Source organism: Verticiella alkaliphila, assembly GCF_018904615.1.
Classification (GTDB): domain Bacteria; phylum Pseudomonadota; class Gammaproteobacteria; order Burkholderiales; family Burkholderiaceae_B; genus Verticiella; species Verticiella alkaliphila.
Genome location: NZ_JADCNH010000006.1, coordinates 1 through 23,841, shown reverse-complemented (window position 1 = coordinate 23,841; position 23,841 = coordinate 1). Strand labels below are relative to the sequence as shown.

The window sequence follows — 23,841 nt, the reverse complement described above, 5'->3', positions numbered from 1 at the left end:
ACTGATCTTTCAAGGACAACACTATGACTCAACCGACCGTTGGCATCATCGGCCTGGGCGCCATGGGCGCTGGCATCGCCAAGACCCTGCGCAACAACGGCTTCACCGTGCATGTGTGCGACGTGCGCCCCGGCGTGGCGGCAGCCTTCGCAGCCGAAGGCGGCACGGCCCATGACACGGCGGCCTCGCTGGCGCAGGCGAGCGACGTGGTCGTGTCCGTCGTCGTCAACGCCGCGCAGACGGAGAGCGTGCTCTTTGGCGACAACGGCGCAGCCGCGGCCATGCGCGCGGGCAGCACCTTCGTGATGTGCTCCACCGTGGACCCGAACTGGTCCGTGGCGCTGGAAGCCCGCCTGAATGCGCTGGGGCTACATTACGTCGACGCGCCCATCTCGGGCGGTGCTGCGAAGGCGGCTTCGGGTCAGATGACCATGATGACCTCGGCCAAGGCGGAGGCCTATGCAGCGGCCGGTGCCGTGCTCGACGGCATGGCCGGCAAGGTCTATCGCCTGGGCAATGCCGCGGGCGCGGGCAGCAAGGTCAAGATCATCAACCAGCTGCTTGCGGGCGTGCACATCGCCGTGGCGGCCGAGGCGATGGCCCTGGGCCTGCGCGAAGGCGTCGAAGCGGACGCCCTGTACGAAGTGATCACGAACAGCGCCGGCAACAGCTGGATGTTCGAGAATCGCATGGCGCACGTGCTGGCGGGCGATTACACGCCGCTGTCGGCGGTGGACATCTTCGTGAAGGATCTGGGCCTGGTGCTCGATACCGCACGCGCGACCAAGTTCCCGCTGCCTCTGGCCGCCACCGCACACCAGATGTTCATGCAGGCCTCCACGGCGGGCTTCGCCAAGGAAGACGACAGCGCCGTCATCAAGATCTTCCCGGGCATCACCCTCCCGGAAGGCAAGGAGCAGGCATGACGCGGGCTCGACTGGGCTGCATCGCCGATGACTTCACCGGCGCGACCGATCTTGCCAACAATCTCGTGCGTGCGGGCATGCGCGTCGTGCAGGCCATGGGCGTGCCCCAGGCACCGCTCGACACCGATGCCGACGCCGTCGTGGTGGCGCTGAAGTCGCGCACGATTCCTGCGCAGGACGCGATCGCCGAATCGCTCCAGGCGCTCGCCTGGTTGCAGGCGCAAGGCGTTGAGCAGATCTACTTCAAGTACTGCTCCACCTTCGACAGCACCGCGCAAGGCAACATCGGTCCGGTCACGGATGCCCTGATGGCAGCACTGGGCACGGACTTCACCATTGCGACACCGGCTTTCCCGGACAATCATCGCACGGTGTTCAAGGGCTACCTCTTCGTGGGTGACGAGCTCCTGAACGAGAGCGGCATGAAGAACCACCCGCTCACGCCGATGACCGACGCGAACCTGGTGCGCGTGCTGCAGGCACAGACGCCCAGCCGGGTGGGCCTCATCGACCACCGCGTCGTGGCGCAGGGCGACGCCGCCATCCGCGCGCGCATCGATGCGCTCAAGGCCGAGGGTGTGCGCATGGCTGTGGTCGATGCCGTCTCCAACGCCGACCTGATGCGTCTGGGCCCGGCGTTGAAGGGCATGCCGCTCGTGACCGCTGGCTCGGGCGTGGCGATCGGCCTGCCGGGCAACTTCGACGTGGTGCCGGGCGAGGACGCCGCGCGCCTGCCCGCACCGCAGGGCCTGCAGGCCATCGTATCCGGCAGCTGCTCCGTGGCCACCAATCAACAGGTCATGGACTTCATCCAGTCCGGCAAGCCGGCGCTGGCCATCGATCCCCTGCGCGTGGCCGCGGGCAAGGACGTCACCGCCGAAGCCCTGGCCTGGGCCGACACGCACCTCGCCCAGGGCCCGGTGCTGGTCTACTCGACCGCAGAGCCCTCGGCGGTACGTGCGGTACAGGCAAAGCTCGGCTCGGCACAGGCCGGTGCCATGCTGGAAGACACCATCGCCGCCATCGCCCGTGGCCTGGTCCAGCGCGGCGTGCGCCAGCTCATCGTGGCGGGCGGCGAGACCTCGGGCGCCTGCGTGCAGGCCCTGGGCATCACGCAGATGCGCATCGGCGCCCAGATCGACCCGGGCGTGCCATGGTGCCATGCGGTGGCGCCCGACGCGCCCGAGGGCATGCACGTCACGCTCAAGTCCGGTAACTTCGGCAGCCGCGACTTCTTCACCAAGGCCTTTGCCCACGGAGCGACATGACCGCCACGCCCCCCTTCCTGGACGAAGCCCAGGCTCGCGAGGAGATCTGCCGCGTCGGCCGCAGCCTGTACGAGCGCCGTTACGTGCACGCCAGTGCCGGCAACATCAGTGTGCGTCTGGCCGACGGTTATCTCATCACGCCCACCGACGCGTGCCTGGGCGTGCTGCAGCCCGAACGCCTGGCGCGGCTCGACGCCCAGGGCCAGCAGGTCTCCGGGGATCGAGCCAGCAAGACGATTGCCCTGCACCGTCACATCTACGACGCCACGGCCGCAGCAGGCCAGCCCGCGCGCTGCGTGATCCACACCCACAGCACGCAGCTCGTGGCGTGCTCGCTCGCAGCAGACCACGCCGCCGGCGGTGCGCTCGCGGACGACGCGGAACTGCTGCGCCCGATCACGCCCTACTTCGTGATGAAGGTGGGGCGCGTGCCGCATATCGCCTACCGCCGGCCGGGCGACCCGGATGCCGCGCACGCCGTGGCCCGCACGATCGCGCAGCACGCGGCCCAGGGTCGCCGTTTGCGCGCCGTGATGCTGGCCCGGTTGGGGCCAAACGTCTGGCATGACACGCCGGCCGAAGCCATGGCCGTGCTGGAAGAGCTGGAGGAGACCGCCCACCTGCATCGCCTGCAGCCAGACGTCATCCCGCTCACCGACGCCCAGATCGACAAGCTGCGCCAGACCTTCGGTGCGAGCTGGTGACATCGGCCAGCCGCCCTACGCTTTCCTGAGACGACTCACCATGCCCCGTTTCGCTGCCAACCTGTCCATGCTCTACAACGAGGTGGACTTCCTCGACCGCTTCGCCGCGGCCGCCCGCGATGGCTTCACGGCCGTCGAATACCTCTTTCCCTACGCCTATCCCGCGGCAGAACTTGCTGCGCGCCTGCAAACCAGCGGTCTGCAGCAGGTGCTCTTCAACGCCCCGCCGGGCGACTGGGACGCGGGTGAGCGCGGCATCGCCTGCATTCCCGGGCGCGAGGCCGAGTTCCGTGAAGGCATTGCCCAGGCCATCGCCTACGCCCAGACGCTAAAGTGCCCGCGCATCCATGTGATGGCCGGCCTGGTGCCGGCAGGCTTGGATGCCGCCACCGTGCGTGACACGTATGTGGCCAACGTGCGCTACGCCGCAGAGCTTGCCGCGCCCCACGGCATCCAGATCCTGCTCGAGCCGATCAACGGCCGCGACATGCCGGGCTTCTTTCTGAGCCGCCAGGATCAGGCGCACGCGCTGATCGCTGAGATCGGAGCGGCCAACGTCAAGGTGCAGATGGATCTGTATCACTGCCAGATCGTCGAAGGCGACCTCGCCATGAAGATCCGCCACTCTCTTCCGACGGGCAATGTGGGACATATCCAGATCGCCGGCGTGCCCGAACGCCACGAGCCCGACGTGGGCGAGATCAACTACACCTACCTCTTCCACCTGCTCGACAGCCTGGGCTACGACGGGTGGATCGGCTGCGAGTATCGCCCAGGTCGCACCAGCGCCGCGCATCCGACGACCGAAGGTCTGGGCTGGCTCAAGGCCTGGCTTTGAACTCGATCACCACCGATAGCGCAGGCTGGCGCGCACGGATCGCTGATAGCCGTAGTAGCAGAACGACGTCGACCAGCACGACGCGAAGTATTCCTTGTTGAAGAGGTTGGACACGTTCAGGGCCACCTGCATGCCCTTCAGATCGGGTGACACGCGGCCGAGGTCGAGGTCCAACGCCGCATCGACCAGCGTGGCGGCCGGCACCTTGAACGTGTTCTGAGGGTCCCCTGCGCTCGTGCCCAGATAGCGCACGCCGGCGGCCATCCCGAGGCCGGCCAGCGGACCGTCCTGCAGCTCATATCGTGTCCAGACCGACGCCTGGTGCACGGGCACGCCCGTGGGCGCCTTGCCGACCAGACTGGGGCTGCTCGAGCTGGCGTTGTCCCGCGTATAGGCGTTGTCGATGTAGGAATAATTGCCGATCACGGTCAGGCCACGTGCAAGCTCGCCACGCGCTTCGAACTCAAGCCCCCGCGTGCGCAATTCGCCCGTCTGCTCCTGGCAGCCGGTGCCGATGCACCCCGGAATGGCCGTCAGCAGATTCTTGCGTCTTACGTCGAAGGCTGCCGCCGTGAACAAGGCGTTCGTGCCGCGCGGCTGGTACTTCACGCCGACTTCGATCTGCTCGCCTTCGGTGGGGTCGAACGGATTGCCGTCGCGATCCGTGCCGCTCTGCGGCTCGAACGACTCGGAGTAGCTGACGTAGGGTGCCACGCCGCTGTCGAAGTTGTAGATCAGCCCGGCCCGCCCTGTGAAGGCCTTGGCGCGCTGCGGCGTATGCCGCGTCACGCCTGTCGCCAGTGTCGTCGCGTCACTCATGGTGCGAGACCAGTCGTAGCGCCCGCCCAGCAGCACGGACAGGCGGTCCAGTTTGATCTGGTCCTGCGCATACACACCGGTCTGATACTGACGCTGATGCGTCTGCGAGATCCAGTTGGGTTCGGGAATGACCTGCCGATAGTCAGGATTGAAGATGTCCAGCGGCGGCGCCGCATCGAACGAGCTGCCCAGCGTGTCCGAATCCAGGTGCGCGAAGTCCACGCCCACCAACGCCGTATGGTGCAAGGCGCCCGTGGCGAAGTCCGCCTGCAGGCGGTTGTCGAGCACGACCTGGTCCATCTCGACGTTCGTGCCGCCCCGTCGGCGTTGCATCAAGGTGAGGCCGGGATCGACGAACCCGGTGCCGGAGGAATCCGCGTAGACCGTGCGGTAGATGCCTTCGGCATGCAGCAGGCGCCCGTTCGAGCGCCAGGCGAGCGCGTCGCTGAACCGATGCTCGAACTGATAGCCCACGAGATTGTGGCGGCGGTCGCTGGTCTCGTAATTCGCATCGCCGTCGTAGAACCCTGCTCGCAGCCGATATCCATCGGCCGGCACGGTCAACGCGCGCATGGCGGGCACGCCGCCGTAAGACCCCATGTCAGGATCGCGTTGGAAGTTCGTGAGGATCGTGAGGCGCGTATCGCGGTTCGGCTGCCAGGTGAACGAAGGCGCGATCCAGTAGCGCCGCTCCTTCGTGTGATCGATCTGGCCGTCCGACAGGTAGGCCGAGCCCGTCACGCGATACAGGAAGCGCTTGTCCGCATCGAGCGGCCCAGAGAAGTCGGCGTCCAGCCGCCGATAGTCGAAGTTGCCTACGTGCAGCCCGATCTCGTTGAGCCGCTCAGTGAGGGGGCGCTTGCTGATCTGGTTCACGATGCCGCCCGGCCCGCCCTGCCCGAACATCACCGATGACGGGCCCTTCAGGACATCGATGCGTTCGAGCCGGTACGCGTCGACCTGGGGCAGCGCATCACGCGAACCGAACACGCGCAGGCCATCCAGGAAGGAAGCTGCGGAGAAGCCACGGACAGTGAACTGATCCAGTCGGGTGGCCACCGCGCCGCGGTTCTCGGGTGTGACGCCCGAGGTGTAGCGCAACGCCTGATTCAAGGAGGTCGCGCCCTGCTGCCGAAGCTGATCCTGGGTGACGGTGGAGATCGATTGCGGGATCTCGATGACGGGCGTATCCGTCTTGGTCGCGGTCAGGCTTTCCTGAGCAAGGTAGCCGGACGTCGGTTCCAGCGCACTGGCCGTGCTCTGCACGAGAATCGGGGCAAGCGCAGGCACGGGCGTGCCCGCCGCGGCCTGCGCCATCGCCATCGCCGGAAGCGGCAACAGCATGGCAATCGTGGTGCATAAAGGCTTGGGCAGAGCGCGCCTGACGGGCATGGGAACTCCTGAGAAATCGCGCGACAGCGCATAAGAAACGACCGAGACCTTAACATGAATGATAATTATTGTTATTTTTATTTTTGTTTATTCAAATGTATGCGCGTCGGTCGTACACGTCCGTGCGTGAAGGCCTTCTCAGGAATTAGATGTGCGCGGCCCCCTCGCTCACCCGCGCACCGCCGCCTCGATCGCGGCCACGTCGATCTTGCGCATGGTCATCATGGCCTCGAAGGCCCGCTTGGCCGCTGCCCGGTCAGGGCTGGCGATCGCGTCCGTCAGCACGCGCGGGGTGATCTGCCAGCTCACGCCCCACCGGTCCTTGCACCAGCCGCACACGCTTTCCTGGCCGCCGTTGTCAACGATCGCCTGCCAGAGCCGGTCGGTCTCGGCCTGATCGTCCGTGGCGACCTGAAACGAGAAGGCCTCATTGTGCGTGAAGTCGCTGCCCCCATTGAGGCCCAGACATGGGATGCCCATCACCGTGAACTCGACGGTGATGACGTCGCCCGCCTTGCCGGCGGGATAATCGCCAGGGGCCTGGTGCACGGCCGTGACAGCGCTGTCGGGAAAGGTCCGGGCATAGAATTCGGCGGCTTGCTGCGCGGTGCCGTCGTACCACAGGCAGATCGTGTTCTTGGGGGTCATCGCCAGGCTCCTCGGGGTTGAGACTGCAGGGACACCAACAGGCGACGCTGTCGCAGGACGCGTTACCCTGCGCCAAAGCATACGCCCTCTGTCGTCTTTCCCGTCATGCCGCACCCACCTGTCCTCACCCCTGCCCGCATCGATAGCCTGGACGCCCTGCGCGGCCTCGCGCTGCTGGGCATTCTCGTCGTCAACATCCAGCTCTTCGTGTCCGGCGCCGGCAATCTTGGCCTGCAGCCAGAGGGCACAGGGCCGCTCGATCAGGCCGTCCGGTTCCTGGTGGCGCTGGCGTTCGAGGGCAAGTTCTACCTGCTCTTCTCGTTCCTCTTCGGCTACAGCTTCACCTTGCAGGCGCAGTCCGTCGAGCGCGATGGCGCGGACTTCGCGGCACGGATGCGCCGGCGACTAGCCATGCTGTGGATCTTCGGTGCGCTGCATGCCGTGTTCGTTTTCTATGGCGACATCCTCGCCACCTACGCCGTGATGGGCCTGGTGCTGCTCGCCTGGCGAGACAAGGACGACCGTCAGCTGTGGCGAGCCGCCTGCGCGCTGTTTGGGATCACAACCGTGGTCTGGCTCGCGATCGGCGTGGCGCTGGAAGTGCCCGCCGTGCCGGTGGATGTTGCCGCGCTCGCGGCCGATGCCCAAGGGGTCGTGGCCGCCTACACGCAGTCGGCATCGAGCGCCTGGCAGCAGAACCTGCGCGATGTGGCGCTGGCCGCCATCGGCCTCATCTTCGTCCAGGCACCGATGGCACTGGCCATGTTCTGCGTCGGCCGCGTGGCGGCGCGCCACGAGCTGCTGGCCCGTCCGAATCAGCACGCCGCGCTGTTGCACCGCATGCTGGCGTGGGGCATCGGGATCGGGCTGCCCGGCGCGGTGGTTTACGCGTACCTCTCTCTCTACACCCCCATGCCCCTGCTCGGGCTCGCCATGGGTCTGGCCACGGCGCCCTTTCTGACCGCCGCCTACGTGGCCGGGGCTCTGCTTCTGCTGAGATCGAACGTCGGGCACACCCTGCGCCGCCTGCTGGTTCCCGTGGGCCGGATGGCCTTGTCGCACTACTTGACGCAATCCGTCGTGCTGGCGTGGTTGTTCTACGCCTATGGGCTGGGCTGGATGGGGCAGCGCTCGCCCGTCGCGGTGCTGGGCATCGCCCTGGCGCTGTTCGCGGTGCAGGTCGCCATCAGTCGCTGGTGGCTGCACCGCGCCCCGTATGGCTGGATGGAATGGCTGCTGCGCGCCGCCACCCTGGGCCACCGCCCCACGAGGCGGCGGCCGGAGGATGCGGGCTAGCCGCGCATCAGAACGAGCCGAACAGCGTGCCCAGCGTGATCACCGTGATCAGGGCCACCAAGGGCGCTACCATGGTCACCATGGCGATGTTGGCGTACGACTGACGGTGGTTCAGCTTGCAGATCGCCAGAAGCGTGATGATGGCGCCGCAGTGCGGCAAGGTGTCCATGCCACCGGCGGCCATCACCGCCACCCGGTGCAGCAGTTCGGGGCTCATGCCCACCTGCTCGGCCATCGCCAGATACTCGGCGCCCAGCGTCTGCAGCGCAATGCTGAGGCCACCGGAGGAGGATCCGGTGATGCCGGCCAGCACGTTCATGGCGACCGCTTCCGAGATCAGCGGATTGTTGGGCGACACATTGAGCACCGCATCGCGAATCAGCGCGAAGCCCGCCAGGCCGGCGATGACGGCGCCATAACCCACCTCAGAAGCCGTGTTGAAGAGCGGCAGCATGAAGCCGAAGACGCCCTTGTTGACCGATTCACGCAGGTTCTCCCACTTGCCCAGCCGCACCAGCACGAGCGTGAGGCAGGCCACCGCCAACGCGATGATGAGCGCCCACAGGCCGGTCGTCTTGGCCGGATCGACGTTGGGAAAGCTTGCCTGCATGAAGGCGAAATCCATGCGCGGGAAGATGCCGTACGTGAAGAGCGCGTTGATGCCGATCACGAGCAGCAGCGGCAACACCGCCAGCGCAAGCGGCATCACGGAAAGCCCGCCACGTTCGGCGCCCTCGGCAGGCGCCTGAGCGCCATCGTCCTCGTGCACGCCGTAGCCCTCTCCATCGGCCCGTGCCCGCGTGGCGCGTGAACGCAGCCAGGCCATGCCGCCCACCAGCATGATCGCCGAGCCGATCAGGCCCAGGCCCGGTGCGGCAAACACGTTGGTGCCGAAGAACGGGATCGGGATCGCGTTCTGAATCGCGGGCGTGCCGGGCATCGCCGTCATCGTGAACGTGAAGGCGCCCAGGGCGATCGTGGCCGGGATCAGGCGCTTGGGCACGTCAGCGGCGCGGAACAGCGCTTTGGCAATGGGATAGATCGCGAAGGCCACGACGAAAAGCGACACGCCCCCGTACGTGAGCACGGCGCAGGCGAGCACCACGGTGAGGATCGCATGCCGATGCCCCAGCCGCCGCGTGATGGCCTGCGCAATAGTGTTGGCCGCACCGGAATCGGCCATGAGCTGACCAAAGAGCGCGCCCAGCAAGAAGATGGGCAGGAACTGGATGACGTAGTTGCCAAGCGCACGCATGAACGTGTCGGTGTAGATCGGCAGCAGCTGCATGGCATCGCCGGACAGCAGCACGGCGAGCGCGGCCATGATGGGCGCGAGCAACAGCACCGTGACGCCTCGGTAGGCAAAGAACATCAATAAAGCGAGCGATACCATGATCGCCAGAATGCCGGGCATGCGGGGGTCTCCTCGGGTCAGGGGTGTACGGGTTACGAGATGATAAGCAATCGGGATGACACGCGAGATCAGGGCTTGGCCGAACCGCGCCGGCCATGGCTTGCCCGCCGACGCGGCGTCATCGGCTGGCCCATGCCGCGCGCGGCCTCGCGCAGGCACGCCACGAGCCGCTCGCTGGCTGGATTCAACGGATGCTCACGCAGCGTGATGATGCCCACGGGCGGCAGATCCAGCGGCAGCACGAGCGGGAGGATGTCGAGCCAACCCTGACGCGCGTAATGCTCGGCCACGCTGCGGGCCACGAAGCCCACCGCCTCGCGTTCACGCAGGAATGTCATCACGGCCAAGTGCGAAGCCGATTCGATGACGTCCGTGGGCGGAGCGAGCCCATGCTGGTGGAAGGTCTGCTCGAGCTTGACGCGAAGCGACGCCCATGGCGGTGGCATCACACAGGGCTGGGCTGCGATCGTGCCCCAGGTCGGCCGCCGGGCCCTCGTCAAGGCATGCCCTGGCCGCACGACCACCACCATGGGTTCGTCGTACAACGCCTCCGTGAGCAGATCCGGCGCCGCGTAGCCGGGCTCGAGCCGGCCCACGAAGACGTCGAGTTCGCCAGAACGCAAGCGCGGCAGCAGTCGGGTGAGATCGCCCTCCTCCACGAGCACGGTGGCCTGGGGGGCCCGCGCCTTGAGCGCCGTCACCGCCTGCGCGAGCAGCACCGGCAGGGCGACGACCATGGCGCCGACGCGCGTGCGCCCCGCGGTCCCGCTCGCCATGGCCGCGATCTCCTCGCGCGTCGTCTCGTACTGGGCCAGCACCCCGCGCGCGAAGCGCACGAGCGACACCCCCGCGGGCGTGGGCTCGCTGCCCCGCGTGGAGCGCGTGAAGAGCGTGAGATCGAGCATGGCTTCGACGTCGCCAAGCATCTTGGACACCGCGGGCTGCGACACCGCCAGGAACTCTGCCGTGCGCCCGAGATGACGGAATTCGTCCAGGGCGACGATGAGCTGCAGGTGGCGCAGCTTGATGTTGGAGCGCAATACGCGGTCTAGTTGGGTCATGCACGCAGTGTAGATAACCCAAACCTCATGAAGCAATTCCACTTTTCGATTGGATTGTTATGGGGCAGACGCGCAGAATCCGCTCCACACACAAAGCCCCCGCCGCACGGCGGGTCACAACAGACGGAGACTCCATGTCGCGTTCCCCTCTTGCCAATCCTCGGCGTCGTCAGCTCATGGCCGGCAGCGCAGCGCTGATCGCCTGCGGCGTGGCCGGCCGCATGCCCACGGCGGTGGCCGCCTCGGCCACGTATCCGGCCCGGCCCATCACCTTCATCTGTCCGTGGCCCGTGGGCGGCACGGCCGACCAGTCGATGCGCGCGCTGTGTCAGGCCGCGAGCGAAGCCTTGGGCCAGTCCGTGGTGTTGGAGAACAAGGCGGGGGCTTCCGGGATGATTGGGGCGCAGGCGCTGGCGCGCGCGGCGGCCGACGGGTACACGATCGGGCAGATCCCGATCTCGGTGACGCGCTTCTCCCAGCTCGGCACCCTGGCGCTGGATCCGCGCCAATCCTTCACGTATCTCGCGCGCACCTCGGGTCAGACCTTCGGCATCGCCGTGCCGGCAGAATCCCGCTTCCAGACGCTCAAGGACGTGGTGGAAGCGTCCAAGGCCAAGCCGGGCAGCCTCACCTACGGGCATGCGGGCATTGGCGGCGCGACGCACGTCGGCATGGAAGAATTCGCGCTTGCCGCCGGCATCGAGCTGCACGCGGTGGCCTACCGCGGCGGCGCGGCAGCCCTGATGGACGTGCTCGGGGGCCAGGTCGATCTGCTCGCGGATTCGAGTTCCTGGGCGCCCCATGTGGAGAGCGGCAAGATGCGCCTGCTCGCGACCTGGGGCGACACGCGCCCCCCGCGTTTTGCACAGGCCCCCACGCTGCGCGAGCTGGGCTACGACGTCGTGGTGCAGGCGCCCAATGGCGTCGGGGCCCCCGCGGGCATGGACCCGGCCATCGCCCAGGTGCTGCGCGACGCCTTTCGCCAGGCCGTGCAAAGCGAGTCGTTCCGTCGTGCGACGGACCTCATCGACGCGCCGCTCATGTATCTCGACGGCCCGGAATACGCCCAGTACATCGCCGCGGAGTACGACCGCGAGACCGTGCTCATCGAACGTCTCGGCCTGAAGGCCCTGCTGCAGAAAGGTTGATGCCCGTGAGTGAGCTGCCTCTGACGCTGCGCCTGCACGCGTCCGACAACGTCGTGATCGCCCGTCAGGTGCTGGGGCTGGGCATCACCCTGCCCGAACTCGGCGCCCGCCTGCGCTCGCAGGTGCCCGCAGGCCACAAGCTTGCAGCCCGCGCGATCGCCCAGGGCGAGATCATCCGCAAGTACAACACCGTGATCGGCGTGGCCACGCGTGACATCGCCCAGGGCGAGCACGTGCACGCGCACAACATGGCACTCGCGCACGGCGACGTCGATCCGGCCTTCGGCGCGGACGTCGCGCCCGTCGCCTATGTGCCGGTGGCCGAACGCGCCCGCTTCGACGGGTACGTGCGCGCCGATGGCCGCGTGGGCACGCGCAACTTCATCGGCATTCTTTCCACCGTGAACTGTTCGTCCTCGGTGATCTCGCGCATCGCCGCCCACTTCACGCCCGAGCGCCTGGCCGACTGGCCAAACGTGGACGGGGTCGTGGCCTTCGCCCAGACGAGCGGCTGTGGCATGTCCTCGCCCAGCGAGCACTTCGATACGTTGCGCCGCACCTTGGCGGGCTACGCACGCCATCCCAATCTTGCCGGCGTGCTGGTGGTCGGGCTGGGCTGCGAGCGCAACCAGGTGGCGGGCCTCGTGGAATCCCAGGCCCTCGAGTCGCGCGTGCAGACCCTCGTCATGCAGGACACAGGGGGCACCCGCGCCACCATCGCGGCGGGCATCGCCGCCGTCCAAGCGCTGCTGCCGGCCGCGAACGAAGCCCGCCGCGAGTCCGTGGATGCGAGCCACCTCACGATCGGCCTGGAGTGCGGCGGTTCCGACGGCTTCTCTGCGATCAGTGCGAACCCTGCGCTGGGCGCCGCCATGGACATCCTGGTCCGCCACGGCGGCACGGCCATTCTCTCGGAGACGCCCGAGATCCACGGGGTGGAGTTCATGCTCACGCGCCGCGCGGTCACGCCCGCGGTGGGCCACGCGCTGCTCGATCGGCTGGCGTGGTGGGAGACCTACGCGCAAGGCCACAACGCGCAGTTCAACGGCGTGGTCGGTCATGGCAATCAGCAAGGCGGCCTTGCCAACATCGTCGAAAAATCCCTGGGCTCGGCGATGAAGGGCGGCACAACGCCCTTGCAGGCGGTGTATCGGTACGCCGAGCCGATCCAGCATCACGGTCTGGTGTTCATGGATTCCCCGGGCTATGACCCGGTGGCCGTGACCGGCCAGATCGCGAGCGGCGCCAACCTGATCTGCTTCACCACGGGCCGAGGCTCGATGTTCGGCTCCAAGCCGGCACCCACGCTCAAGCTCGCGAGCAACACGCCCATGTTCGAGCGACTGGAAGAGGACATGGACATCAACTGCGGACTCGTCATCGACGGCGAGCGCGACATCGCCGGCATGGGCCAGGCGATCTTCGAACACATCCTCGCCGCGGCCTCGGGCCGCCCCACCAAGAGCGAAGCCCTGGGCCTGGGCGACCACGAATTCGTGCCCTGGCATCTGGGCATTGTGAGCTGAGCATGACTGAACTGCGTTCCCAAGATTGTCTTTCCCGCGTCCCTGCCGCGCTTCGCCTGGATACCCACTGCATCGGCGGGCGCTGGCAGCCCTCCGCCGATGCGGCCCGCTTTGCCGTGACGGATCCGGCCACCGGTGCCACGATCGCCGACGTGGCCGATGGCAGCGCCCTGGAAGCCACGCAAGCCGCGGACGCCGCGAGCACCGCCCTGCCGGGCTGGCGTGCCACACCGGCCCGTGAGCGCGCCCGTCTGCTGCGCCGCTGGCACGCCGCCATCGTCGAGCACACGGAGGCGCTTGCCGCGCTGATCTCGGCCGAACAGGGCAAGCCGCTCGCCGAAGCGGCCGGCGAAGTCGCGTACGGCGCGTCCTATGTGGCCTGGTTCGCGGAAGAAGCCTTGCGCATCCAGGGCGACATCCTGGCGGCCGCCGGGACGGGCCAACGCATGTGGGTACAAAAGCACCCGGTGGGGGTCGTCGCCGCGATCACGCCGTGGAACTTCCCCCTCGCCATGATCGCGCGCAAGATCGCCCCAGCGCTCGCAGCCGGTTGCACGGTGGTGGCCAAGCCGGCCGAGGACACACCGCTCACCGCCCTCGCGCTGGCTGAGCTCGCCGCGCAGGCGGGCCTTCCCCCCGGCGTGCTCAACATCGTCGCGGCTTCGCGCGAGCGCGCTCCGGCTGTCGTGGATGCCTGGCTCGCCGACGGCCGGGTGCGCAAGCTCACCTTCACCGGCTCGACCGCCGTGGGCAAGCATCTCGCGCGCGCCTCTGCCGACACGTTGAAGAAGGTGTCGCTGGAGCTGGGCGGCAACGCCCCGTTCATTGTGTTCGAGGACGCCGATCTGGAGGCCGCGGTCGCCGGCCTGATGGCAGCCAAGTTCCGCAACGGTGGTCAGACCTGTGTGTGTCCCAACCGCGTCTACGTGCACGACTCGGTCCACGATGCTTTCGTCGAACGGCTACGCGAAGCGGTGACGGGCCTCACGGTGGGTCCGGCCTGGGAGCCGGACGTGCGCATCGGCCCCATGATCAATGCCCGTGCCGTCGAGAAGATCGGCCAGCACCTGGCCGATGCCGTGGCCCAGGGCGCCCGGCTGATAACCGGCGGCATGCGGGTGCGCGAGGCCGATGGCCCGCACTACGTGGCGCCGGCGGTGCTCACGGGGGCCACCCCCGCCATGCGCCTCGCCTGCGAGGAAACCTTCGGGCCGGTCGTACCGGTGTTCCGGTTTCACGACGAGGCCGAGGTGATCCGCGCCGCCAACGACACGCCGTACGGCCTGGCGGCCTACTTCTACAGCCGGGATGCCCGCCGCATTGCCCGGGTGGCGCCGCAACTCGACACCGGCATGGTGGGCATCAACGAAGGCGCCATCGCCTCGGAAGTCGCGCCGTTTGGCGGGGTCAAGGAATCCGGCTACGGTCGCGAGGGTTCCCGCTACGGCCTGGACGACTACCTGCAAACGCAATACCTGTGCGAAGGCCAGCTCGGCTGAGCCATCACGACGAGGATTCCCGCATGCCTGCCGACAACACTTTCAAGACCGCGCTCGCCGCGCGACACCCCCGCATCGGCCTGTGGCTGTCCATGGCCGATCCGTATCTGGCCGAAGTGTCCGCCACCGCGGGCTTCGACTGGATGCTCATCGACGGGGAGCACGCGCCCAACGATCTGCAGAGCATGCTCCAGGCGCTGCAGGCGGTGGCCCCGTATCCCGTACATCCGGTGGTGCGCCCGGTCAAGGGCGACACGGCCTTGATGAAGCAGCTGCTGGACATCGGCGTGAAGAGCCTGCTCGTGCCCATGGTGGATACGGCCGACGAGGCGCGCGCCCTGGTCGCGGCCACCCGCTATCCGCCCGCCGGTGTGCGCGGAGTCGGCAGTGCGGTTGGCCGCGCCTCGCGCTTTTCCGCGCGTGCCGACTACCTGGACGTGGCCGATGACGAGATCTGCCTGCTCGTGCAGGTGGAGAGCGCGACCGCGCTGCAGAACCTGGACGCCATCTGCGCAGTCGAGGGGGTGGATGGCGTCTTCATCGGCCCGGCCGATCTCGCGGCCTCGCTCGGCCATCGCGGCAAGCCCGGCCACCCCGAGGTGCAGTCCGCCATCGACGCGGCCATGGCCGTTATCATCGGGCATGGCAAGGCGGCCGGCACGCTCACGTCCGACCCCGCGCTGGCCGAGCGTTACCTGGCGCAAGGCGCCACCTTCGTGGCCACTGGCGTGGACGTGCTGCTGTACGCGCAGGCAGCGCGCAGCCTGGCAGCCCGCTTCGGGCGCGGGCCGGCCGCTTTGCCCGCCGATCGCTCGGCGTATTGACGCCTTCCCCGGGCTTGCCCGATCTTGGACGACACCGCACGCATGACCTCTCCTTTGCTCCCCTCGCCCGCCGACACCCTCACCGCACTGCAGGCGATCGTTGGCGCGGATGCCTGCCGCACCGAACCCGACGACGTGGCTGGGTTCGTCACGGACTATCGGGGCCTGTATCGCGGCAGCGCGCACGTGGTGGTGCTGCCGGCCGATACGGACCAAGTGAGTCGCGTCATGGCGTGGTGTCACGAACACGGCGTGCCGGTGGTGCCGCAAGGCGGCAACACCTCGCTCATGGGTGGCGCCGTGCCGGACGACACGGGCACGGCCGTGCTCGTCAACCTGCGCCGGCTGAACCGTGTGCTCGCGGTGGACACGACCAACGACACGCTCACGGTGCAGGCGGGCGTGACGCTGCATGGCGCCCGCATGGCCGCCGAGCAGGCTGGCCGCCTCTTTCCGTTGCGCATCGGCTCGGAGGGCTCCTGCCAGATCGGCGGCAACCTCGCCACGAATGCCGGCGGCACCGCCGTGCTGCGCTACGGCAACATGCGCGACCTCGTTCTCGGCCTGGAGGCGGTGCTGCCGGATGGCCGCGTCTTCTCGTCGCTGCGTGGCCTGCGCAAGGACAACACCGGCTACGACCTGAAGCAGCTCTTCGTGGGCTCGGAGGGCACGCTGGGCATCATCACGGCCGCGGTGCTCAAGCTCATGCCGCAACCGCGGGCCACGGCCGTGGCATTCGTGGCGGTCGCGGATCCCGCCGCCGCCGTCGCGCTGCTGGGCCTCGCCAAGGCGCGCTCGGGCCAGGCCGTGACGGCCTTCGAACTCATCTCAGGCACGGCACTGCGCCTCGTGCTGGACTACCTGGGTGACGTGGCCTCGCCGCTCGCCGGCACCCCGGGCTGGATGGTGTTGATCGAACTTTCCGGTGGCGACGACAGCCTGCAGCAGACGCTGGTGGACGTGCTCGAAGCCGGGATGGAAGACGGGCTCGTGCAGGATGCGGCGATTGCCGCGAGCCTGTCCGATGCGGAGCGCTTCTGGCGCATCCGCGAAGAGATCTCGGATGCGCAGACGCGCACCGGGGGCAGCATCAAGTGCGATGTCTCCGTACCGCTGTCGCGGATCGCGGATTTCATCGCCGAGGCCACGCGCCAGACGCTCGCCATCGAGCCTCACGCGCGCATGGTGATCTACGGCCACATGGGCGACGGCAACGTGCACTTCAACCCGCTGCGGCCGGCCGACGTCCCGGGCAAGGAATTCCTCGCCCGCAGCTACGCCGCGATCTCGCATGCCGTGGATGGCTTGGCCCACGCCGAGCACGGATCGGTGTCGGCCGAGCATGGCATCGGGGTGGCCAAGCGTGACGACCTCCTCCTCTACAAGAGCGCGGTCGAACTCGACATGATGCGTGCCATCAAGGCGGCGCTCGATCCGCAGGGGCTGCTCAACCCCGGCAAGCTCCTGCCGCCCGCCTAGCAGCCGTTGCCGCGTTGCCCCCGGCGCGGAGTCTCGGTGTCGCGTGGACGTCTTGTTCCGCCCTGGGGGTGCCCTGCAGGCGCGCACCATGACGGTGCGCGCCTGCAGGAGTAAGATCAGGCCTTGCCCCATTCTGGCGCCACCTGACCGCACATGCGGATCTCGTCACGCCGCCTTGCTGCCCGCCATGACCGCCTCCACCCGCAGTCGCCTGCTCGCGCAGGTGTCGATCACCCATCTCACCAGCCACCTGCACATGCTGACGCTGCCGGCGCTCCTGCCCGTGCTGCCGGCCTACCTGGATGTGAGCTTCATCGAGCTGGGCGTGGCCTTGAGCGTGTTCAACGTAGTGTCTGCGCTGGTGCAGACGCCCATGGGCTTTGCGGTCGACCGATTCGGCGCACGCAAGGTGCTGCTCTTCGGCCTGCTCCTGGGCAGCGCTGCCTTCGCGCTGGTCGGCGCGTTCGGCCACTACTGGGTGCTGCTGCTGGCGATGGCGCTGGCGGGCATCGCCAATGGCGTCTATCACCCGGGCGATTACGCGTTGCTCTCGCAAGGCATGCCCAAGGAGCGCATGGGTCGGGCATTCTCGATCCACACCTTTGCGGGTTATCTCGGCTCGGCGCTCGCGCCCGTCCTGATTCTGGGTACGGCCACACTCGTGAACGTCAGTGCCGGTTTCTTCCTGGCTGCCGTCATTGGCTTTGCGAGTGCGGCCTACCTCGCGCGTGGCGAGATGCCGGTGGGCCAGGCGCGCAAGCCCGCCGCCGGGGCCGCCAAGGCAAGCGGCGCGCCCATTGCCGTGCTGCTCTCGCCCGCGATTCTGTCGCTCACGCTGCTCTTCGTGCTGCTGAGCCTGAGCACCGGGGCGATCCAGAACTTCTCCGTGACCGCGTTGAACGGCGGATTCGCCGTTCCCTTGGCGACGGCCAACACCGCGCTGACCGCCTTCCTCTTTGCGAGCGCGTTCGGCGTGCTCGCTGGCGGCGTGCTCGCGGATCGCACCCAACGCCATGGTCTCGTCTCGGCGGGCGCCTACCTCGTTGCCGCGGCCCTGGTGGCGATCGTGGCCATGGCCGCGCTGTCCGGCACTGCGCTGGTGATCGTGCTGGGCATCACCGGCTTTCTCACCGGCCTCATCGCACCTTCGCGCGACATGCTGGTGCGGGCAGCCTCGCCAGCCGGCGCCGAAGGCCGCGTCTTCGGCTTCGTCTCCACGGGCTTCAACATCGGTGGCGCCGTAGGCCCCATCGCCTTCGCCTGGCTCATCGACACCGGCCGGCACGCCGGCATCTTCTGGGCCTCCATGGGCTTCATGCTGCTGGTGGTGGCGATGACGCTCGCCCAGGAATTGCGCACGACGCGGCCGGTGGCCGTGGCCGAGGCCTCAGGCCGATGAAGCGCCACCTCGCACGCCAGCCTCGCCGGTCGCCGGGCTGGCGTGTCGGTGCCCTGTGCGCGGCCGTCGGCGCCGTCACGCTGGCCGTCGTGGGCGGGATCCTCAGTGCGGGCGAGCCGCTGACCATCATCATGATGGGCGCGTTCGGCCTCTTCTTCGGCCTGCTGGCGGCGCCTTCGATCCAGCCCGCCGCCTTTCGCCGCCCCGCGCTCGTGCAGACGCTCTGCGGCGCCATCACAGGCGGCCTCGCCACGGTGATGCTGGGCCTCGGTGGCGAAGGCATTGCGTTCGGGCTCCTGGCCGGCGGGATCATCGGCTGGCTCGCGCCCGCCTGGCTACGCTACGTCACGATGCCCTGAGATCGCGCTGGCCCGCCTGCGCAGTGGGCCAACCTGCGCGACGTGATGCACACGTCGTCTGTTCGCATCGTGCGTCTGGACGGCATTGGCGTTCAACGGTCACCGCTGCGATGGGCTATGCAATCGTCGATCCGGTCGACGTCGGAATGCCGTGTTGTTTGGTGTATCGATATATCGTAAGATATATCGTATGATTCAACATTCAGATTCGCCGCCAGGTTGGGCCCAGGCAGGCCCCGAACCGTCCCTGGTGCGCGGCCGCAAGTTTTCCGGGGACGACGTCGCCCTGCTGCTGCTCTCGCTCCTGGCCGACGAGCCTGCCCATGGCTACGCCCTGCGTCAGGCGCTGGAGGCACGCAGCCAGGGTTACTACGTACCCAGTCCCGGCGTGCTGTATCCCGCCTTGGCCTTGCTGCAAGAACGCGGTTGGGCGGACGTGTCGGCACACGGTACGCGCAAGGCCTACGCCGCCACCCCTGCGGGCCTGGACCATTTGCAGGCCGAGCAGGCACGGCTCGCTCGCCTCTGGGCCCTCCTCGACCATGCCGCCCGCAAGACGGCGTGGCTGCGTCGCACGTGGTCCAAGGAGCCGCAGGCGCTCGGGCCGGACGGCGAGGATCCTGCCAGTGGCTGGCTGCCGGAATTCGTCGCCGCCCGGCGCGCGCTCAAGGAAGCACTGCTGCTGCGCAGCGCCGCGGCCCCGGCGCAGCAACGCCAGCTCGCGGCCATCCTCGCGCGTGCCGCGGCCGACATCGAGACGGCCTGTCCCTTATCTCCTTCGGAGTCTGCTTCTCATGACTGATACCCAAGACACCGCCGGCCCGCTCGACACCCAGCGCGTGCGGCATCCGCTCAAGTTCCGCCTGCTGCAGGTACAACGCGTGACCGCGGTCTCGCCCTTTCTGCGCTGCATCACGCTGCGCGGCGACGACTTGCAGGACTTCGTGAGCGCGTCCTTCGACGACCACGTGAAGCTCTTCTTTCCGCTGCCCGGCCAGACGCAGCCGACCCTGCCCACGGCAACTGAGCAAGGCATCGTGTTTCCGGAAGGGGTGGCCCGACCGCCAGCGCGCGACTACACCCCACGCCGTTTCGACCCGGTGGCCGGCGAGCTGGACATCGAGTTCGCCTTGCATGGCGACGGGCCGGCGGCGGAATGGGCCGCCCGGGCTGCCCCTGGCGACTGGCTGGGCGTGGGCGGCCCGCGCGGCTCCTTCGTCGTCCCGACGGCCTTCGACTGGCATGTGCTGATCGGCGACGAGACGGCACTTCCTGCGATGGCCCGGCGTCTGGCGGAGCTCCCGGCGTCCGCCACGGCGCTGGTCATCGCCGAAGTGCCATCGCCGGACGGTGAGGTTCCCCTGCCCAGTGCCGCACGCGTCCAGTTGCAATGGCTGCATCGCGACGGCGCACCGGCCGGCGAGCCCGCACGCTTCGTTGCGGCCGCGCAGGCCCTGGTGCTGCCGGATGGGGAGGGCTATGTGTGGGTCGCTGCCGAAGCCGGCATCGCCAAAGCCGTGCGTGCGGTCATGGTCGAACGCCACGGCATCAATAAGTCGCGCATCCGCGCGGCCGCGTACTGGAAGCGCGGCGCGGCCAACGTGCACGAGACCTTGCAGGACTGAGACGTCGGGCCTGCGGCTCCCCCTGAACGAGGCCGCGGGCGCCGATGGTGCCGTGGATGATGTCCCGACCTGCTGGTTGTCGGCCCGGTCAGCCCGGCGGCATCGCAAACGCTCGCGCAACGATGGGCTTGGCCCAGGTCGGCACCTCGCCGAGCGGCGCGTGACGCACGATGCGCCCGTGTTCCATGACAAGCAGCAACGTCGGCTGCGGGCGGGCGCCAGTCTTCGGGTCCGCATCCGCACTGTTGTCGTAGACGCGCAGGCTGGCCAAATGCGGCAGCAGGCGGATCAGGTTGGCGCGGCTGCTGTCGAAGCGCTCGCGAATCTTGGCTTCCGGAATGTCATGGCCGCCCGCCTTAACCCGTTCGCGCACCCGCTGAAGGTGCAGCTCGGGCGACGCGAGCCCGGCAAACCAGACATGCACCTGGGCGCCATCCAGCGCGCCCGCGAGCAGCATGTCGGGCAGCGTGCGCGCACCCAGGGTCGTTTCGAACGCAAAGTTGCCGCCTTCGCGAAGCGCCCGCTCGAGGCCCGCGCGGCCGAGCTCCCACGCGGCCGCGTTCGCCTGGCCCGACCCGAGCGTGGGATCGGCTTCGCGCAATGCGCGCGCAGCCAGATCGGGATTGAAGTAATCCGCCCCGCGCGCCAAGATTGCTGCCCCGCCGATACTGCTTTTGCCGGCACCATTCACGCCGGCCAGGACGAAGATGCGTGCGCTCACCGGCCGGTGACGGCGGCGCGCTGCGCGACCTCGCCGAGTTCGTCAGGATCCATGGCGAAGGCGGCAGCGAGTCGGTCGGCAGCCTGCGGCGTCTGCAAGCGCGCATACAGGGCGTCGAACTGCTGCGTCAGGGCGTCCAAATCCGGCTCGGCCGCATGCTCGAGCGCCAGATAACGCTCCACGGACATCAGCACCATGGCCGGTTCGTCGTGCTTGGTGACGACGATGGCACCATGCGTGAGTACGTCGCGGCTGGCCTTTTGCATGCCCGCCACAAGACGGCTGGCCGAGATGCTGGGAAGCCGCTCGAGCGTCGTGTGTCGAACCGAAGATGCAGCGAGTGTCATGGCAACCTCCTGGAGAGCCATCCTGCGACGCGACGGATGCCGCGCTGGCAAGAGGACGATATCCCTATTTTAGGTATTTTGGGCAAAACATGCACTTTTGCCCCAAATCGCTGCTGTCGATGACACAACAGCCTTTGATATACTGGCTTTCCATCCAGCCCATCCTTCATGACTGACGAGCTCGCTCCCCCGGTGCCGGCGCGCTACGTGGTGGCCGTGCGAACGCTCTGCGAATTCACGGCTCGCACGGGCGATATCGACGTGCGCTTTGCCATCACGCCGTCCGCCCAGGAGGGCACGGCCGGCCATGCCGCGGTCACCGCACGCCGTTCGTCAGACTATCTGCGTGAGGTCAGCCTGCGCGGCACCTATGAGGGGCTGGAGGTGCGCGGTCGCGCCGATGGCTTCGACGTCGAGGCGCAGGTACTGGAGGAGATCAAGACCCATCGGGGCGATCTCGCGCGCCAGCCTCCCTCCCAGCGCGCCGTGCACTGGGCGCAGGCACGCATCTACGGCTGGCTGCTGTGCGAATCCCGGGGGCTTGCTGCGCTGACCATCCGCCTGGTCTATTACGACCTGGATGCCGCCCGCGAGACGTGGTTCGACGAGACGCTCTCGGCCGACGCGCTGCAAGCCTTCTTCGTGACGCAATGCGCGCGTTTCACCGCGTGGGCCGACGCCGAGAAGGTCCACCGCAGCGCCCGGGATACCGCGCTAGCCGCCCTCGGCTTTCCTCACGCGGCATTCCGGCCAGGCCAGCGCGCGCTGGCCGCCGCCGTCTATCGCTGCGCGCGCGACGGGGGCGTCACCGCCATCGAGGCGCCCACGGGGATCGGCAAGACGCTGGGCACCCTCTTTCCCATGCTGCGGGCCATGCCCGTGCGCCCGCTCGACAAGGTCGTTTTTCTCGCGGCGCGCACGCCTGGCCGTGGCCTCGCGCTGCAGGCCCTGCGCACGCTGGACACTGCGGGCGCGCGCCCGCTGCGCGTCCTGGAACTCGTCGCGCGCGACAAGGCGTGTGAGCACCCGGGCTCCGCCTGCACAGGGGCGACCTGTCCGCTGGCGCGCGGCTTCTACGACCGCCTGCCCGACGCACGCGCTGCGGCAGCGCAGGCAGGCTGGCTCGATCGCGCGGCCCTGAAGGCCGTCGCCGCCCATCATGCCGTCTGCCCCTACTACCTCGGCCAGGAAATGATGCGCTGGGCCGACGTGATCGTCGGCGACTACAACTACGTCTTCGACACCCGGGCGGCGGTCTTCTCTCTGGCGCAAGCCCAGGGGGACGCCTTGGGTGTGCTCGTGGATGAAGCCCATAATCTCGTGGAGCGCGGCCGCAGCATGTATACGAGCGCCCTGGGGCGCGAAGCGGTGGCGCAAGCCCGTCTGGAGGCGCCCGCGCTGGCGTCGGTGTGGCGCCGTCTGGGCGCCGCCTGGCGTGGTCTGGCCACGCGGCATGCCGCCCCGTACACCGCCGCCGACAAGCTCGACGCCGACTTCGTGGCGGCCCTCACGCAGTCGGTGGCACCGTTGGCAGAATTCCTGGCCGGCCCGAGCGGCGCGAGCGCCACGGCCGTGCAGCAACTCTACTTCGACCTGCTGCACTTTCTGCGGCTGGCCGAGCGCTTTGGCGATCACTCGCTCTTCGAGGTCACGCAGCCACCGGCACCCGCCAGCAGACCGCGCACGGGTGCGGCCATCCGCTGTGTGGTGCCGGCGCCGCACCTTGCCTCGCGCTGGGCCGGCGTCAGCGCCGCCGTCCTTTTCTCAGGCACCTTCAGCCCGGCCGATTTCTACGCCGACATGCTGGGGCTGCCCGCGAACACGCAGCGCCTGAGCGTGCCCACGCCCTTCTCCGCCGAGCAACTCGAGGTGCGTATCGCCCGGCATGTCTCCACCCGATATGCCGATCGTGACCGCTCGCTCGCGCCGATCACGGATATCCTCGCAGCCCAGTTCGCGGCACGCCCAGGCAACTATCTGGCGTTCTTCGGCAGCTTCGCCTATCTGGAATCCGTCCTCACGCACGTCGTCGCGCAGCATCCGGACGTCCCCGTATGGTCACAGACACCCGGGATGGACGAAGCCGCACGGGACGCGTTTCTCGCGCGTTTCGTGGCGGGGGGACAGGGGATTGGGTTCGCGGTCCTGGGAGGCGCCTTCGCGGAAGGCGTGGACCTGCCGGGCGAGCGCCTGATCGGCGCCTTCGTGGCCACGTTGGGCCTGCCGCAGGTGAACGCGGCCAATGAGGCGCTCAAGGCCCGCCTGCAGAGCGCGTTCGGCACATCACGCGGCTACGACTATGCCTACCTGTACCCCGGGCTGCGCAAAGTGGTGCAGGCCGCCGGGCGGGTGATTCGCACGCCCACGGACCGGGGCGTGCTGCACCTCATCGACGATCGCTTTGCGCGCCCGTCGGTGGGCGCGCTCCTGCCGTCGTGGTGGGATCAGAACGTCGTCCAATCGTCTTCGTCGACCGTGCTCACCGGCTCGCGGGGCGGGGCCGCGCCGAGGCACGTGGCGCGGGCGCATCGGCAGACGCCGGCTGACG

21 protein-coding genes are annotated in these 23,841 nt (G+C 68.3%); 15 read left to right on the top strand and 6 right to left on the bottom strand.

Annotation, left to right across the window (positions count from 1 at the left end):
- Positions 1–23: 23 nt before the first annotated feature.
- Genes ltnD through otnI form a run of 4 tightly spaced genes read left to right on the top strand, consistent with a single transcriptional unit; the run spans position 24 to position 3,736 of the window.
- Complete coding sequence (gene ltnD, locus IMZ29_RS06245) at positions 24–926, top strand: L-threonate dehydrogenase (RefSeq protein WP_216181733.1); 903 nt, start codon at positions 24–26, stop codon at positions 924–926.
- Positions 923–2,194 carry a 3-oxo-tetronate kinase gene (gene otnK / locus IMZ29_RS06240; RefSeq protein ID WP_216181731.1) on the top strand — a complete coding sequence of 424 codons (1,272 nt, stop codon included), beginning with the start codon at positions 923–925 and terminating at the stop codon, positions 2,192–2,194. Before ltnD ends, otnK begins: the two co-directional genes overlap by 4 nt.
- The gene (locus tag IMZ29_RS06235; RefSeq protein WP_253206907.1) at positions 2,191–2,898 is read left to right on the top strand and encodes a class II aldolase/adducin family protein; all 708 of its coding nucleotides are present in this window, start codon (positions 2,191–2,193) and stop codon (positions 2,896–2,898) included. Before otnK ends, IMZ29_RS06235 begins: the two co-directional genes overlap by 4 nt.
- 40 nt (positions 2,899–2,938) lie before the next feature.
- Positions 2,939–3,736, top strand: a complete 798-nt coding sequence (gene otnI / locus IMZ29_RS06230) for a 2-oxo-tetronate isomerase (protein WP_216181729.1) — start codon at positions 2,939–2,941, stop codon at positions 3,734–3,736.
- A gap of 6 nt (positions 3,737–3,742) precedes the next feature.
- Here the strand turns inward: otnI and IMZ29_RS06225 are convergent, their stop codons facing one another.
- Together IMZ29_RS06225 and IMZ29_RS06220 are read right to left on the bottom strand one after the other, a co-directional pair.
- Positions 3,743–5,899 carry a TonB-dependent siderophore receptor gene (locus tag IMZ29_RS06225; protein ID WP_253206906.1) on the bottom strand — a complete coding sequence of 719 codons (2,157 nt, stop codon included), beginning with the start codon at positions 5,897–5,899 and terminating at the stop codon, positions 3,743–3,745.
- A gap of 216 nt (positions 5,900–6,115) precedes the next feature.
- Positions 6,116–6,595, bottom strand: coding sequence for a VOC family protein (locus IMZ29_RS06220; RefSeq protein WP_216181725.1), 480 nt, complete (start codon positions 6,593–6,595; stop codon positions 6,116–6,118).
- A 105-nt stretch (positions 6,596–6,700) separates the two neighbouring features.
- Between IMZ29_RS06220 and IMZ29_RS06215 the strand changes: the two genes are divergently transcribed.
- On the top strand, positions 6,701–7,891 hold the full coding sequence (locus IMZ29_RS06215) for a DUF418 domain-containing protein (RefSeq protein WP_216181723.1): 1,191 nt from the start codon (positions 6,701–6,703) through the stop codon (positions 7,889–7,891).
- A 7-nt stretch (positions 7,892–7,898) separates the two neighbouring features.
- Here IMZ29_RS06215 and IMZ29_RS06210 read toward each other — a convergent pair whose 3' ends face one another.
- Positions 7,899–9,305: a GntP family permease gene (locus IMZ29_RS06210; RefSeq protein ID WP_216181721.1), complete on the bottom strand. Its 1,407-nt coding sequence runs from the start codon at positions 9,303–9,305 to the stop codon at positions 7,899–7,901.
- Between the two features lie 68 nt (positions 9,306–9,373).
- Positions 9,374–10,366 carry a LysR substrate-binding domain-containing protein gene (locus tag IMZ29_RS06205; RefSeq protein WP_216181718.1) on the bottom strand — a complete coding sequence of 331 codons (993 nt, stop codon included), beginning with the start codon at positions 10,364–10,366 and terminating at the stop codon, positions 9,374–9,376.
- 134 nt (positions 10,367–10,500) lie between these two features.
- Here IMZ29_RS06205 and IMZ29_RS06200 point away from each other — a divergent pair, with 134 nt between their 5' ends.
- The 9 genes from IMZ29_RS06200 (at position 10,501) to IMZ29_RS06160 (ending at position 20,225) form a co-directional block, all read left to right on the top strand.
- The gene (locus IMZ29_RS06200; protein WP_216181715.1) at positions 10,501–11,514 is read left to right on the top strand and encodes a Bug family tripartite tricarboxylate transporter substrate binding protein; all 1,014 of its coding nucleotides are present in this window, start codon (positions 10,501–10,503) and stop codon (positions 11,512–11,514) included.
- Positions 11,514–13,040 (top strand): UxaA family hydrolase, encoded by a 1,527-nt coding sequence (locus IMZ29_RS06195; protein WP_216181712.1) that lies wholly within the window; start codon positions 11,514–11,516, stop codon positions 13,038–13,040. Before IMZ29_RS06200 ends, IMZ29_RS06195 begins: the two co-directional genes overlap by 1 nt.
- 2 nt (positions 13,041–13,042) lie before the next feature.
- A complete protein-coding gene (locus tag IMZ29_RS06190; RefSeq protein WP_216181709.1) occupies positions 13,043–14,539 on the top strand; it encodes an NAD-dependent succinate-semialdehyde dehydrogenase in 1,497 nt (498 codons plus the stop codon).
- A gap of 23 nt (positions 14,540–14,562) precedes the next feature.
- On the top strand, positions 14,563–15,363 hold the full coding sequence (gene hpaI, locus IMZ29_RS06185) for a 4-hydroxy-2-oxoheptanedioate aldolase (protein ID WP_216181706.1): 801 nt from the start codon (positions 14,563–14,565) through the stop codon (positions 15,361–15,363).
- Positions 15,364–15,405: 42 nt separating this feature from the next.
- Entirely contained in the window at positions 15,406–16,842 is a 1,437-nt protein-coding gene (locus IMZ29_RS06180; protein ID WP_216181704.1) for an FAD-binding oxidoreductase, read from the top strand.
- Between the two features lie 187 nt (positions 16,843–17,029).
- Positions 17,030–18,241, top strand: a complete 1,212-nt coding sequence (locus tag IMZ29_RS06175) for an MFS transporter (RefSeq protein ID WP_216181702.1) — start codon at positions 17,030–17,032, stop codon at positions 18,239–18,241.
- Positions 18,238–18,600 carry a hypothetical protein gene (locus tag IMZ29_RS06170; protein WP_216181700.1) on the top strand — a complete coding sequence of 121 codons (363 nt, stop codon included), beginning with the start codon at positions 18,238–18,240 and terminating at the stop codon, positions 18,598–18,600. The genes IMZ29_RS06175 and IMZ29_RS06170 overlap by 4 nt, the downstream gene beginning before the upstream one ends.
- 190 nt (positions 18,601–18,790) lie before the next feature.
- The gene (locus tag IMZ29_RS06165) at positions 18,791–19,402 is read left to right on the top strand and encodes a PadR family transcriptional regulator (protein ID WP_216181698.1); all 612 of its coding nucleotides are present in this window, start codon (positions 18,791–18,793) and stop codon (positions 19,400–19,402) included.
- Positions 19,395–20,225: a siderophore-interacting protein gene (locus tag IMZ29_RS06160; RefSeq protein WP_216181696.1), complete on the top strand. Its 831-nt coding sequence runs from the start codon at positions 19,395–19,397 to the stop codon at positions 20,223–20,225. Before IMZ29_RS06165 ends, IMZ29_RS06160 begins: the two co-directional genes overlap by 8 nt.
- Positions 20,226–20,313: 88 nt before the next feature.
- On the opposite strand, the gene IMZ29_RS06155 is transcribed toward IMZ29_RS06160, so the two are convergent.
- Together IMZ29_RS06155 and IMZ29_RS06150 are read right to left on the bottom strand one after the other, a co-directional pair.
- Complete coding sequence (locus IMZ29_RS06155; protein WP_216181694.1) at positions 20,314–20,946, bottom strand: ATPase; 633 nt, start codon at positions 20,944–20,946, stop codon at positions 20,314–20,316.
- Complete coding sequence (locus IMZ29_RS06150) at positions 20,943–21,293, bottom strand: hypothetical protein (RefSeq protein WP_216181692.1); 351 nt, start codon at positions 21,291–21,293, stop codon at positions 20,943–20,945. The genes IMZ29_RS06155 and IMZ29_RS06150 overlap by 4 nt, the downstream gene beginning before the upstream one ends.
- A gap of 168 nt (positions 21,294–21,461) precedes the next feature.
- On the opposite strand from IMZ29_RS06150, the gene IMZ29_RS06145 reads away from it, so the two are divergent.
- A partial coding sequence (locus tag IMZ29_RS06145) for a helicase C-terminal domain-containing protein (protein WP_216181691.1) occupies positions 21,462–23,841 on the top strand: 2,380 nt, incomplete at its 3' end.

Excerpts from the sequence above, each read along its gene's own strand:
- IMZ29_RS06210 (WP_216181721.1), bottom strand. The coding sequence starts at position 9,305 with ATGCCCGGCATTCTGGCGATCATGGTATCGCTCGCTTTATTGATGTTC.
- IMZ29_RS06215 (WP_216181723.1), top strand. The coding sequence starts at position 6,701 with ATGCCGCACCCACCTGTCCTCACCCCTGCCCGCATCGATAGCCTGGAC.
- hpaI (WP_216181706.1), top strand. The coding sequence starts at position 14,563 with ATGCCTGCCGACAACACTTTCAAGACCGCGCTCGCCGCGCGACACCCC.
- IMZ29_RS06205 (WP_216181718.1), bottom strand. The coding sequence starts at position 10,366 with ATGACCCAACTAGACCGCGTATTGCGCTCCAACATCAAGCTGCGCCAC.
- IMZ29_RS06170 (WP_216181700.1), top strand. The coding sequence starts at position 18,238 with ATGAAGCGCCACCTCGCACGCCAGCCTCGCCGGTCGCCGGGCTGGCGT.
- IMZ29_RS06225 (WP_253206906.1), bottom strand. The coding sequence starts at position 5,899 with ATGCTGTTGCCGCTTCCGGCGATGGCGATGGCGCAGGCCGCGGCGGGC.
- IMZ29_RS06195 (WP_216181712.1), top strand. The coding sequence starts at position 11,514 with ATGCCCGTGAGTGAGCTGCCTCTGACGCTGCGCCTGCACGCGTCCGAC.
- IMZ29_RS06165 (WP_216181698.1), top strand. The coding sequence starts at position 18,791 with ATGATTCAACATTCAGATTCGCCGCCAGGTTGGGCCCAGGCAGGCCCC.
- IMZ29_RS06220 (WP_216181725.1), bottom strand. The coding sequence starts at position 6,595 with ATGACCCCCAAGAACACGATCTGCCTGTGGTACGACGGCACCGCGCAG.
- otnI (WP_216181729.1), top strand. The coding sequence starts at position 2,939 with ATGCCCCGTTTCGCTGCCAACCTGTCCATGCTCTACAACGAGGTGGAC.
- IMZ29_RS06200 (WP_216181715.1), top strand. The coding sequence starts at position 10,501 with ATGTCGCGTTCCCCTCTTGCCAATCCTCGGCGTCGTCAGCTCATGGCC.
- IMZ29_RS06190 (WP_216181709.1), top strand. The coding sequence starts at position 13,043 with ATGACTGAACTGCGTTCCCAAGATTGTCTTTCCCGCGTCCCTGCCGCG.
- IMZ29_RS06180 (WP_216181704.1), top strand. The coding sequence starts at position 15,406 with ATGACCTCTCCTTTGCTCCCCTCGCCCGCCGACACCCTCACCGCACTG.
- IMZ29_RS06175 (WP_216181702.1), top strand. The coding sequence starts at position 17,030 with ATGACCGCCTCCACCCGCAGTCGCCTGCTCGCGCAGGTGTCGATCACC.
- otnK (WP_216181731.1), top strand. The coding sequence starts at position 923 with ATGACGCGGGCTCGACTGGGCTGCATCGCCGATGACTTCACCGGCGCG.
- IMZ29_RS06235 (WP_253206907.1), top strand. The coding sequence starts at position 2,191 with ATGACCGCCACGCCCCCCTTCCTGGACGAAGCCCAGGCTCGCGAGGAG.
- IMZ29_RS06160 (WP_216181696.1), top strand. The coding sequence starts at position 19,395 with ATGACTGATACCCAAGACACCGCCGGCCCGCTCGACACCCAGCGCGTG.
- ltnD (WP_216181733.1), top strand. The coding sequence starts at position 24 with ATGACTCAACCGACCGTTGGCATCATCGGCCTGGGCGCCATGGGCGCT.
- IMZ29_RS06150 (WP_216181692.1), bottom strand. The coding sequence starts at position 21,293 with ATGACACTCGCTGCATCTTCGGTTCGACACACGACGCTCGAGCGGCTT.